Below are 12,458 nucleotides of genomic sequence, written 5' to 3' on the forward strand. Positions count from 1 at the left end.
AGAAATTAATTAAAACAATAAATATGAAAGCACTAATTAAAAAAACGATCTGGATTTTACCTGTAGCGGTTTTACTTTTTTCTTGTGGTAACAAAAAGAAAGATGATACGCTAGCTGAAAAAGTTTCAACTGAAACTTCAAAAACAAAACAATTGGAAATTGAGAAACCACAGTTAACATTTGGTTTTATCAAATTAACAGATATGGCTCCTTTAGCCATTGCAAAAGAAAAAGGATTCTTTGAAGATGAAGGTTTATTTGTTTCTGTAGAGGCACAATCAAACTGGAAAAATGTATTAGACCGTGTTATTGATGGTCAGTTGGACGGGTCTCACATGTTATCAGGTCAGCCCATTGCGGCCGGAGCAGGTTTTGGACGTCAGGCAGAGTTGGTAACACCATTTTCAATGGATTTGAATGGTAATGGTATTACCGTATCTAATGATGTTTGGTCTAAAATGAAGCCAAATGTGCCAAAAGGTGCTGATGGTAAGCCAATACACCCTATTAAGGCAGATGCGCTTAAGCCGGTAATTGATGAATACAAAAACAATGGTAAAGCCTTTAAAATGGGCATGGTATTCCCGGTATCAACGCATAACTATGAGATTCGTTATTGGTTGGCAGCAGCAGGTATTCACCCTGGAATGTACACCGCTGATAACGTACAAGGTCAAATTGACGCTGAGGTTTTATTATCTGTAACACCTCCGCCACAAATGCCGGCTACGCTTGAGGCGGGAACCATTTACGGTTACTGTGTGGGTGAGCCATGGAATCAGCAAGCCGTATTTAAAGGTATTGGTGTACCTGTAACAACAAACTACGACATCTGGAAAAACAATCCTGAGAAAGTATTTGTAATGACTAAAAAGTTTGTTGAAGAAAACCCTAATACAGCTATCGCCGTTACTAAAGCACTGATCAGAGCCGGTAAATGGTTAGATGAACCGGGAAACAGAGCAGAAGCTGTTAAGATCTTATCAATGCCTCAGTATGTTGGTGCTGATGAAGTGGTATTGGCCAACTCCATGACAGGAACCTTCGAGTTTGAAAAAGGTGATAAGCGTGAGATGCCGGACTTTAACGTATTCTACAAGTACAATGCAACATATCCGTTCTATTCTGATGGTATTTGGTTCTTAACACAAATGAGACGATGGGGACAGATCCCGGAGTCTAAACCGGCTGCATGGTATGCTGAAACTATCAAAGATATTTACAGACCAGACATTTGGAAAAAAGCGGCTGCATTATTAGTTGAAGAAGGCAATATTCCTGCAAGTGATATTCCTGAAACTGACGGATACAAACCGGCTACATCAGATTTTATAGATGGCACTACATACGATGCCAAAGATCCTATAGGATACATCAACAGCTTTAAAATAGGAAACAAAGACGAAGCTGTACAATAAAAAATAATCAATAAAAGCAAATAGTCATGAAGCAAAGCATAACATTAAATAAAGTAAGCAAGTTTGTGGGGTTAGGTTTTATATCCACATTAAAGTCACTATTTACGGGAAAACTTGATAAGGAGGATTTTAAAGACTTCTTACGTAAAACTGTGGTGCCTCTTACTTCAATTGTTCTGTTTATCGGATTATGGCACGTAGGAGCCAAAACACTTTATAATATTGAAGCAGACTATAAGATCAATAAGGCAATGGAAGAGCAGGGACAGGCGGCTGCCGATGAAATGGCAGCCTGTATAGCCTCAGGCGACATTAGTTGTCAGCCTAATACCTTACCGTCACCGGCGCAGGTTTGGGATTCTTATAAAACCTTATTGGCAGACCACAAAGCCATTAGTGCGGATAAGGCCGCCTTTAAGGAAAAAACAGCAGCTTTAAATGCCAAGCGTATAGCCGAAGGAAAAGCGCCCATTACGTATACCGGAAGGCCATCGTTTGTGGACCAGATCATCACCAGTTTAAAAACCGTATTTGCCGGATTTTTGTTAGCCCTCTTTATAGCGGTTCCAATCGGCATTGTCATAGGGTTGAGTAAAACCTTAAGAAGTTCATTCAACTGGTTAATACAGATCTTTAAACCGGTATCTCCGGTGGTGTGGTTGCTGTTAGTATTCATGATTGTAAAAACCATGACCAAAGACTCCAATTCAGATAGTGCTTTTATCATCTCTTTCATTAGTGTTGGTTTGTGCGCTATGTGGGCTACCCTGGTAAATACAGCCATGGGGGTTTCTACCGTTGACAAAGATTATATAAATGTTGCCAAAGTCTTAAAATTAGGGCCTATTCAAAAAGTGTTCAAAGTAATATTACCGTCTTCGCTACCACTTATTTTCACAGGACTACGTATTACCTTATCGGTAGCGTGGATGGTACTTATTGCTATTGAATTGTTAGCACAAAATCCTGGATTAGGGTTATTTGTTTGGGAAGAGTTCCAAAACGGCGCGAACGACTCCAATTCTAAGATCATTGTAGCCATGTTTGTTATTGGAATTATCGGGTTTCTGTTAGACAGGATCATGTTAACCATTCAAAATATGGTATCGTTCAATAAGAATGCACAATAACAAAATGTTGAATTGTTAAATCGTTAAACAGTTAATTAAACGAATCAACAGATCAACAGATAAACTTTTAGAAAATGGCATATTTAGAATTAAATAGTATTTATAAAACCTACGGTCAGGGCGATCATGCCACCGAGGTACTTTCAAATATCAACCTGTCTATTGAAGAAGGGGAGTTTGTTGCCATAGTAGGTTTTACGGGAAGTGGCAAAACAACACTGGTAAACTTAATTAACGGTTTACTTGAACCTACAAGTGGAGAAGTGTTGTTTAAAGGTGAACCGGTAAGAGGAACCAGTCACGAGCGCGGGGTAATTTTTCAGAATTATTCCTTGTTACCATGGTTAAGTGTAGGGCAGAATGTATATATGGCTGTTAAAGAAGCCTTTCCAAAGGAAAAGAAGGCGGTTCTTAACGACATGGTAGCCAGTTATGTTGATATGGTAGGATTAACACCGGCAATCAATAAGCGTCCAAAGGAATTATCAGGAGGGATGCGTCAGCGTGTAGCAGTGGCCAGAGCATTAGCCATGAAACCGGAAATGATCATTATGGATGAACCTTTAGGCGCATTGGATGCTTTAACACGTGGGAACCTTCAGGATGAAATATTGAACATCTGGGGAAAAGATAAGCGCACCGCTTTATTAATTACCAATGATGTAGACGAAGGTATTTATATGGCAGACAGGATCATTCCGTTACGTCCGGGACCAAGGGCTACTTTAGGGCCCGAGTTTAAAATAGACATTGAGCGCCCCAGGGATAAGACCGAATTAAACGATAATCCTAATTATAAAAAGACCAGGAATGCCATTATAGAATATTTAATGGATATAGGGAATCAGCGTAAATCGGTGGCCAGGGAAGCATTCGTATTACCGGATTTAGCACCCAAAAGTTTTGTAGGCAGTAGATTTTAAAAACAAAGGTTATGAGTACAGATACATTAGATTATAAAGTAGTTGGGGATAGAACAGATAACGGTCTTTTTCCGCCTTCCAGAGTTATGTTGGATTTAAAGAACCTTAAGAAAGTATACCCAACGCCCAAAGGTGATTATGTGGTACTGGAAGATCTAAATCTTCAGATAATGAAAGAAGAGTTTGTAACCATTATTGGGCACTCTGGTTGCGGTAAAACAACCATGTTATCTATGATAGCAGGACTTAACAATATTACAGACGGTTATATTTCGGTTTTGGGAAAACATGTAAAGGGCCCGGGGCCGGACCGCGGTGTTATTTTTCAGGCACCAAGTTTAATGCCCTGGATGACATCACTTCAAAATGTGTTATTAGGCGTCAACCAGGTATTTCCACATGCTACCAGAGCACAACGTAATGATATTGCCAAATATTACCTTCAAAAAGTAGGTTTGGAGGATGCCTTTCATAAAAAAGCATCCGAGTTATCACAGGGGATGCAACAGCGTGTCGGCATTGCACGAGCCTTCGCTATTAAACCTAAGGTGTTACTACTGGATGAACCTTTCGGCATGTTGGATTCATTGACCCGGGGTGAACTTCAGGACATCCTTATCGAGATATGGAATAAGGAAAAGATCACAGCAGTTATGATCACGCACGATGTGGATGAAGCGATCTTTTTAGCAGACCGTGTCGTGATGATGACCAGTGGACCCAGTGCTAAAATCGGTGACGTTTTAGAGGTTGATTTTGAAAGGCCAAGAACGCGTAAAACCGTTTTAGAACATGAAGATTATTACAAATACAGAAAACATTTAATAGATTTTTTAGAACACTGAGAATTAAAGGAAAAAAAGCAGTTAGAAACATGAGTTTTGTCATAAATAAGATATTCTTGTCTTTTTATATTTGCCGACGAACATGTTACTGTTAACCATAAATTAAAAACTAATTCAAACACAATATTTAAAATTAGAAAGTATGAGAAAACAATATGTATTAATAACAATTTTAGCTTTAGTGGCTCAATTTGCACAAGCACAGTTTACCTTAGATGGCGAGTTTAGACCGCGCTCCGAATACTTCGGAAATGGAGGTAATTTTACCGGAGGGACTTTTCCCGCTCAAACGGCTACAGATGCAGATGAAGGTTTTATAAGAACGTCTGTAAGAGCAGCCATAAAAGCCAAGTATGTAGCAGAAACTTACACCGTATTTACAAGTTTCCAGGAGGTATTTGTTTTTGGTGACAGACCTCAGATTGCTACCGCCGGTAATGGTAATTTTAGAGTTCAGGAAGCTTGGGCAGATCTTAAATTAGGAGCATCTTCAACTTTAAAATTAGGTCGCCAGCCATTATCTTATGATGATCAAAGAATTCTGGGCGGACTAGGATGGGCACAACAAGCCAGAACACACGATGCGGCCGTTTACAAATACAAAAAAAATAAGTTTAGTTTAGATATAGGTGGTGCTTTAAACACTACAGTAGACGAAGTATATAATACTTCAGCCTTATTCTCTTATAGAGATATGGTATTTGTGAGAGCGAACAGTAAAGGTGAAAAATTTAATATTTCATTTTTAGGTTTAGTAAATACGTTTCAAGACTCAAATGTAGATGGCTCCAATAAATCCAGCTTACTTACAGCTGGTTTGCACGCAGGTTACAAAGCAGGTGCTTTGGGGTTAAGCTCTAATCTTTTCATTCAAGAAGGTGAAAGAATTGGTGGGGCAGATGTAAAAGGTGCCTTGTTATATAGCTTGGATGCCACTTTTAAAGCGTCAGATAAAATCACTATTTTGGCAGGATATGAGTCAATTTCCGGTAGAAAAGATGATTCAGCAGCGTTCTTCCCATTATATGGAACTAATCATAAATTTAACGGTTTAATTGATAGATTTTATGTTGGTAACCATGGCAATGCAGGTGGTTTAAACGATCTTAATTTTGGTGCTAAATTTGGCTTGGGTAAAGGCAGTGCATTAACAGCTAAATTCCACACATTTAAAGAGGAATCTTTGGATAAAGATAATTTAGGTAGCGAAATTGATTTGGTATTAGCTAAAAAATTCAAAGAATTTACATTGGTAGGAGGTTATTCTCATTTCTTTGAGCCAAGCGAGGTTGCAGATTTGCCCGGAGTAAAAGATACTCAAAACTGGGCCTGGGCCATGTTAGTAATTCAGCCTAAATTTTTAAACACGGCAAAATAATATTGAACATATAATCTGATTTTCAGATTTATTATGACTATTTCAAAGAAAATCCCGCCTTAGAGCGGGATTTTTTATGTTGAATAATATGAGGTACGGTGAAAGAATTTTAGTATATTTAAAGCCTAACCAATTTCCAACTTATGACTAGTTTTTATACTAAGATTTCTGCAAAAATTCCTGAAAATTTTACTAAGCCAACTAATTCCTTTAAAAAGCACGTATGGTTATCCGTCTTCGGGTTGTTGACATTTATAGCAATTTATTTGCTATTAACCATTTGGTTTGGGCGCTTAGCCTATAACCTTTTTCTTGATGCTTTAAATTTTGATGGTCATTTTTTAAACTACATTGTTGCCATAGGTTTTGGGTTTTTATCCTTATTCATGGCGAAATCGCTTTTCTTTTTAAATAAAAAAGAAGAAAACCCGATTCATAAATATATTAATGAGAAAGATGAGCCAATCTTATTTGACTATTTGTATAAGCTGGCAGATGAAGCCGGAGCTCCCAGACCCCATAAGGTTTTTTTTACAGATAGGGTAAACGCCAGTGTTTCTTACGACATATCTTTAATTAATTTACTTATACCATCGAAAAAGAATTTAGAAATAGGTCTGGGATTAGTAAATGTGCTTAGTTTAGGAGAGTTTAAAGCTGTTTTGGCTCATGAGTTCGGTCATTTTGCCCAACGTTCCATGTTGTTAGGACGTTATGTTTATGTGGCTCAACAGGTCGCAGCCAGGATTGTTGGTAAACGGGATATTTTCGATTCCTTTTTAGCTGGTTTGTCAAGGTTTGACTTAAGAGTTGCCTGGATAGGATGGATTTTATCAATTTTGGTCTGGGCTATTAGATCTCTTATTGAAACTTGTTTTAGTATCGTAGTTGTCGCTGAAAGAGCTTTGTCCAGGGAAATGGAATTTCAGGCAGATTTAGTTGCAGTATCCTTGACAGGAAGTGATGCTTTAATACATGCTTTGTATAAATTACAAATTGCAGACGAAGCATACGCTAACACTTTAGACTGCGTAAATGAGGAACTGTCAGATAAACGAGCTGTAAAGGATATGTATGAGTTGCAGACCAACTACATACAGCAAATGGCCAATATTCTTGACGATTCTAGCTATGGACAATCTCCGAAAATCCCATTGGAATCAAGAGAAAATAATAGGATTTTTACTTCCAAAAAGTACAACCCACCCCAAATGTGGTCTACACACCCGGCGGATGTAGATAGAGAAAATAATGCTAAGAAGATTTATATCTATGAGCCTATTGACGAAAGGTCTTCATGGAGCCTTTTTTCTGACCCAAAGGCTTATAGAGAAGACATGACTGAGCGTTTGATTAAAACCGCAAAAGTTGAAACTGAGCCTATAAATACTGAGGATGCCATAGCAAACCAAAACAAAGAACACTTTAATTGGACTTTCTTAGACCCTAAATACCATTCTAACTTTTTAAGCAGGTATACATATTTAAACTATAATTCTTTTGAAGAAGCACTTAATGCTAATCTTAAAGGAATGACACTGGAAGATGGTTTCAAAAAGATATATCCCAAAGAAATAGCGGAAAAAATTAAGAACCTAAGGGAGGTTGAAGAAGAGATTGCTGCACTTTTAATCAGTGAAAGTGAATCGTTAACTCTTGAGAAAAGGAGGGTCTGGCATAGAGGAAACCAAATTAAGCGTAAGGATATCCCCGAAGTTATAAAAGGTCTAAGGGAAGAGGTGAAAACTGTTAAAGCCGAATTAGGTGAGCATGATGCATTATGTAGGACACTTCATTATAGGGCGGCGGAAAAAATTAATGGAGGATGGGATGCGTATTTAAAAAAACTGAATAGCCTGGTGCATTACAGTGAACATTCTATTTCAAATCTAAATGATGTTGTAAAGAAGTTTAATAATGTTTTAGGTATTGCTCTGGCTGATGGTAATGTGTCTTCTTCTGAACTGGTTAGCATTTTAAGTGTATCAGATGATTATTTTTATACTCTAAAGCGGATTTATGCTGATTCTGAAAAAATGAATTTAGATTCAAGGCTGCTGGCTAATATGAAGGTTGAAAGTTATCAAAGTATGTTCGAAGAGTTTAAATTAACAGCACCCGTAAAAGAAAATATAAACGATTGGATTAATGTTATTGGAGGATGGACATCAGTGGCTTTAAGAGCTTTGCAAAAACTGAGAAATGAATCTTTAGAATTATTGTTAGATACAGAAGCATCTATCAAAAAAGCCCTTTTAAATGACGAAAGCTTAAGTGGTGTTGGGATGATAAATGGTATACCTGAAAAATACAAGACCTTAACACCTGGGAGTGAACGACATATTCAAAGAAAATTAAAATTTTGGGATCGTTTTGCAGTGGGTGATGGCATAGTACCATCAATTGCAAAGTTTGGTATTGCAGGTAGTATTTTATTCGCAGCGTTATTCTTTGCTAATTATACTCAAAAATTACCATTTCATATATATAACGGACTCCAAACAGATGTGAGTATTGAAATTGATGGAACCACAATTAGTCTAAAACCAAATGCCACGGAGGCCATTCAATTGCATTATGGAAAAACATATCAAATAGAAACAAAAACTTATGAAGGAGAATCAATAGAACAGGAAGTATTTAAATTTCCGGAGCGAACAGCCATGATTTATAATGCTGCTAATGGCGGAGTTTTTATTGAACACCCAGTTTTTTATGGCTATGGAAACAGAACGCCCAAAGGGCTTAATGATAGAACGTTACTGGGAGCAAGGAAATTTTTTCCAGTAAAGGCCGATTATATTTTAGAAGAACCACCCACTCAAATTTCTTTGCCCAGAGGGAGTATGGGAGAAAGAAAAGAAGCGGTTAGAGGGTTTAGTGCAGAATCTGCAGATAATCTAATTACCATTGTTGAAGATCAAGAAGATTTTGAGAATATTGTTAAATCACATAGTATGTGGGATGATTCGGAAAGCAAGTATTTAGCAGATTGGATGTACTACTTAAAGGATATTGAAGATGGACTTAGTACTATAGAAGCTCGCTTGGATAGAAACCCTGATGAGGTTGTGAGTTTGAGATTGCTTCAGGATGTGGCAGATTCGACAAATTATGGGATCATCTGCGAAAAGCATACCAAACGATCACTTAATGATCCGGAAAACCCCGATTATTACTATTTAGCTGCCAGATGTATTGAAGATGAAAACTTAAAAGATAATAGGTTTATTGAAGGTTATAAAAAATGGAAGGATCATACCTGGTTAGCTTTTGCTTCAGGTTTTGTTTATTCAGAACGAAACGATTACGAGCAAGCCTATAATGCTTTTTCAAAAGCCGCTGAAAATCCAAATTTAGAAAGTATGGTTGGAGTTGAAGTTGAGCGTATACGAAGATTGTTGAACCTTCAAAAAGGAAACGATTTTAAAACAGTTATTAATTCGGAAGATGTTATTTTTTATAATGCTATTGAGAGCGGTAATATTGAAGGAGGCAAAGATAATCCGGATTACATCTATTATTTAATACATAAAGGAAGTTTAGAGGAAGCATATAGGTTATCAGATAGTTTTGAAAGTATAAAACCTTATACGGATTATTTAATTGTTGCGTCAAGTGGTGTAACAAACGACATAAAAGATGTTATTCTTAATCAAGAGGTGAACTCAGGTCTTAATTTAAATACAGTGTGGGGGGTTGTTGGATTAGCCATTAAAGAAAATATTGATTATAAGCAGTATTTAGATATTTTCGAGCCTTTAGACTTAAAGGGTGATTTTATTGAGAAATTAATCGGATTAATTCAATCACGAAATTATACTGGAGTAGAACAACATATTAGTGAATTACGGTTAAGATGGCAATTACAATCCTATGTAATGGCAAGTGTCATGTTAGACGGTAACATACCTAACAAATGGAAACAAAAAATTAATGCGGGTTTATTTGCAAGTGAAAGACCCTTTTTAAATTAAGTATTATTTACTAGAATACAATTTAAAATATAATTTAGTTATATAGTTTTGCTTGTTAGAAAAGGCTAAGTGTTTACTGGATTTGAACTTTAAGGCGTATATAACTTATGCTTTATAGCGTACATCACCAGTCCGATCTTGTTCTTAACCTGAAGCTTTTTAAAAAGGGCATCCCGATAACCATCAATGGTCTTAGGGCTTCGGTACATGCTTTTGGCAATTTCCTTATAGGTCATTTCCGAACAGACATAACGAATGAACTGTAGTTCCTGCTGTTTTAAATTTACTTTCTTCGATTCCGACTCACCCATTAAAAATTTTATCAGAACATCCGATACGTTTTTAGTATGGTGGTAGCCTTGCGTAATGACATCTACCAGGGCAATTTCCAATTCACTCTTTTCAATACTCTTAAACAGGTAGCCTTTGGCGCCTGCTCTGAGCATATTAATAATGGAATGCTCATCCTCGTCAGCTGTAAGTGCCAAAATATTAATTCGGGGATAGATCTCTGAAACCAGTTGCGTGGTTTGTATACCATTCAATTCCGGCATACAGATATCCATTAGTACAATATCCGGAAGCACTGAATTTTGTTTCAGTTTGTCAAGTAATTCCTGACCATTATTGCAGATATAGAGTGTTTCGAATTCTTCGAACGAATCTACCAGATGGGCTATAGCTTGCGATAAAAGTACATGACCGTCTACAATAACGACAGAATACGTTTTCATTTGTATAAAATTAGTTAAAGCCTTAACTAGTTTTATAGGGAAATATGATATAGGTGAGAGAGTTATAAATATAGGAATTTTTTTTGAACAATCCGGTATCGAAATATTATTAATTGATGAATTTAAATCGGAAAAACACCCTTTTTTTATTTGTTCTTTTTCTTACAAAAACAAGTGTTGTAAAAAAGATGTCAATCCCTGGTTTTGTAAGTCATATCCTAAAAACTTAACGGGACAAAGCGGTTTTACCCTGTGTGAAATTTAGTCTGTTGAGGTTGGTATCCGAATCTATAGTACAGGATTTCCCTTGTTTAATATTCATTTATTGCCCCGTAAAATAAGGTTGTTTTTCTCATTGAAAATCAGGTTTTTATGTTTGTGAGTCTCTGGTGATTGATGCTACTTTTAGAGGTGTAGTTTTTTTAATACGGTGCTAATTAGGGTATCATAACAGTCACATTATCATGATTTATGAAGTGCTACAGGTCTTAACCGAAGAGGTCAATAATTATATTGAAGGAGCTCCGGTGGCTCTTGATAATATAGCCTCCATAGAAACCGACACCAGTGATACGTCTGCTTCCATAGATATTGTATTGACTTTGCTAAACCTACAGGAGGAGTCTACTTTAAAAAATATATCAAATTATTATGTCACCGATACCAAGGTGACCTATAAGAATCCACCAGTTAATATTAATCTTTTTATACTTTTTAGTGCTAATAACAGTACATATTCCGAATCCTTAAAGAGTCTGTCCAGGATTATTGAATTCTTTCAGGGCAAGCATGTGTTCACACAGGACAATACGGACTTCGACAGGGATGTTGCCGGCATGGAAAAGCTTAAGAATTTCAAATTTATTGTAGACCTCTATACACCCTCTTTTGAAGAGCTCAATTATATATGGGGAACTCTGGGAGGAAAGCAATACCCGTCAGTCTTGTATAAGGTCACACTCGTCCAGATAGAACGAGATATAGTACAGTCTGAAGGCGTGGTTATAACACAGATTAATCCTATTTTAAACAGAAACTGACCATGATATTTAAAAGTATTTTCAATATCAGGTTGTACCATGGCTACTTTTTAAATGATGGGGAAAGTAACTTCTCCGGTATGTCTGACCTTAACAAAAACAGGATTTTAAAGAACTACAAGGTCTCCGAGTTCTTAGAGGTCCGTCCCACAGACGCTACAAAGAAGGCATTGAAGAATCACCGCATATTGTTTAAGCCCCATACCAGTGGTTTCAGGTTACTTGTAAGTGTGATCGAGCATACGGATACTAAATCCAGCCCACTCATTCCATTTGAAGATGATCTTAATTTTACATTCGGTATTTACGCTAATGACCCCTATTTTGACAATTACTCACAGGTTGTAAACAGGATTGACAGGCGCCTGTATCTATTTTCAAACAGGATTCCCGCAACCGAGGATGCCGGTTTTGCCAATATTTTTACAGATGATGGTACCGTGGATACAAGCTTTTTACTTAAGGAGACCAGCACAAGGAATTTGATGGCAGCCATTGCCTTCGAAAACGAAGCATTAACTGAAAATACCGATACATTTTCCATTACCAATAGCTTCAGGGATATTGAAGCCAAAGTGAACCTCACAGATGCAGAAAAGAAGCCCCTTAAGAATGAGATCCTCAATGAAGCCTTATTAGCGGAAAAAAGAAATGGGCTTCTTGGGTTTATTCGTCTTTTTGTAAAAGGAGATGCTAATAAAAACTTACTCAAGTTTGAGACTGTGGCCACTCAGGTAGAACAATATGTTTTAGAGACTACGCCGCTATTTACTTTAAGTTTTAAGAACAGGAAGACATTTTGGAGATATATCAAACCTTCCGATAACATCATATTAACCACAGATGCCACAAAGCCTTTAACAAAGAACGGTTTTGTAAAAATAGAACCCTCAGATTTTAATCCTGCACCTACAGAAGATCATCACTATCCTAATCCGAGACCCGATATCATCCGGAAAGAGGGTAATAAATACTATTCAGAAATATTCATTTAAAAAAAGTTAAACAGTTAA

At 36.9% G+C, this 12,458-nt stretch carries 9 protein-coding genes; 8 read left to right on the plus strand and 1 reads right to left on the minus strand.

Translation table 11 applies throughout. The annotated features are described in order from the left end of the window. The first annotated feature begins 23 nt into the window (after positions 1-23). The 6 genes from Q0983_RS08385 to Q0983_RS08410 all read left to right on the plus strand — a co-directional run bounded on the left by Q0983_RS08385 (position 24) and on the right by Q0983_RS08410 (position 9,671). The gene (locus Q0983_RS08385; protein ID WP_299551285.1) at positions 24-1,418 is read left to right on the plus strand and encodes a CmpA/NrtA family ABC transporter substrate-binding protein; all 1,395 of its coding nucleotides are present in this window, start codon (positions 24-26) and stop codon (positions 1,416-1,418) included. Between the two features lie 26 nt (positions 1,419-1,444). Further along, complete coding sequence (locus tag Q0983_RS08390) at positions 1,445-2,548, plus strand: ABC transporter permease (protein WP_299551288.1); 1,104 nt, start codon at positions 1,445-1,447, stop codon at positions 2,546-2,548. A 74-nt stretch (positions 2,549-2,622) separates the two neighbouring features. Further along, positions 2,623-3,471 (plus strand): ABC transporter ATP-binding protein, encoded by an 849-nt coding sequence (locus Q0983_RS08395; protein ID WP_299551291.1) that lies wholly within the window; start codon positions 2,623-2,625, stop codon positions 3,469-3,471. Positions 3,472-3,482: 11 nt separating this feature from the next. Further along, positions 3,483-4,316 (plus strand): ABC transporter ATP-binding protein, encoded by an 834-nt coding sequence (locus Q0983_RS08400; RefSeq protein WP_299551294.1) that lies wholly within the window; start codon positions 3,483-3,485, stop codon positions 4,314-4,316. Between the two features lie 142 nt (positions 4,317-4,458). After that, positions 4,459-5,694: an alginate export family protein gene (locus Q0983_RS08405; RefSeq protein WP_299551297.1), complete on the plus strand. Its 1,236-nt coding sequence runs from the start codon at positions 4,459-4,461 to the stop codon at positions 5,692-5,694. Between the two features lie 143 nt (positions 5,695-5,837). Continuing rightward, complete coding sequence (locus Q0983_RS08410; RefSeq protein WP_299551300.1) at positions 5,838-9,671, plus strand: M48 family metallopeptidase; 3,834 nt, start codon at positions 5,838-5,840, stop codon at positions 9,669-9,671. A gap of 89 nt (positions 9,672-9,760) precedes the next feature. On the opposite strand, the gene Q0983_RS08415 is transcribed toward Q0983_RS08410, so the two are convergent. Continuing rightward, positions 9,761-10,405 carry a response regulator transcription factor gene (locus tag Q0983_RS08415; protein ID WP_299551303.1) on the minus strand — a complete coding sequence of 215 codons (645 nt, stop codon included), beginning with the start codon at positions 10,403-10,405 and terminating at the stop codon, positions 9,761-9,763. A 464-nt stretch (positions 10,406-10,869) separates the two neighbouring features. On the opposite strand from Q0983_RS08415, the gene Q0983_RS08420 reads away from it, so the two are divergent. Both Q0983_RS08420 and Q0983_RS08425 read left to right on the plus strand, forming a co-directional pair. Then, complete coding sequence (locus tag Q0983_RS08420; protein WP_299551305.1) at positions 10,870-11,445, plus strand: DUF4255 domain-containing protein; 576 nt, start codon at positions 10,870-10,872, stop codon at positions 11,443-11,445. A gap of 2 nt (positions 11,446-11,447) precedes the next feature. Next, positions 11,448-12,440 (plus strand): hypothetical protein, encoded by a 993-nt coding sequence (locus Q0983_RS08425; RefSeq protein ID WP_299551308.1) that lies wholly within the window; start codon positions 11,448-11,450, stop codon positions 12,438-12,440. The last annotated feature ends 18 nt before the right edge of the window (positions 12,441-12,458 follow it).

The sequence above is a fragment of the Seonamhaeicola sp. genome (assembly GCF_028281565.1).
Lineage (GTDB): Bacteria > Bacteroidota > Bacteroidia > Flavobacteriales > Flavobacteriaceae > Seonamhaeicola.

Bases quoted from the DNA above. Each gene is read 5' to 3' on its own strand.
- Q0983_RS08385 (WP_299551285.1), top strand. From the start codon at position 24: ATGAAAGCACTAATTAAAAAAACGATCTGGATTTTACCTGTAGCGGTT.
- Q0983_RS08390 (WP_299551288.1), top strand. From the start codon at position 1,445: ATGAAGCAAAGCATAACATTAAATAAAGTAAGCAAGTTTGTGGGGTTA.
- Q0983_RS08395 (WP_299551291.1), top strand. From the start codon at position 2,623: ATGGCATATTTAGAATTAAATAGTATTTATAAAACCTACGGTCAGGGC.
- Q0983_RS08400 (WP_299551294.1), top strand. From the start codon at position 3,483: ATGAGTACAGATACATTAGATTATAAAGTAGTTGGGGATAGAACAGAT.
- Q0983_RS08405 (WP_299551297.1), top strand. From the start codon at position 4,459: ATGAGAAAACAATATGTATTAATAACAATTTTAGCTTTAGTGGCTCAA.
- Q0983_RS08410 (WP_299551300.1), top strand. From the start codon at position 5,838: ATGACTAGTTTTTATACTAAGATTTCTGCAAAAATTCCTGAAAATTTT.
- Q0983_RS08415 (WP_299551303.1), bottom strand. From the start codon at position 10,405: ATGAAAACGTATTCTGTCGTTATTGTAGACGGTCATGTACTTTTATCG.
- Q0983_RS08420 (WP_299551305.1), top strand. From the start codon at position 10,870: ATGATTTATGAAGTGCTACAGGTCTTAACCGAAGAGGTCAATAATTAT.
- Q0983_RS08425 (WP_299551308.1), top strand. From the start codon at position 11,448: ATGATATTTAAAAGTATTTTCAATATCAGGTTGTACCATGGCTACTTT.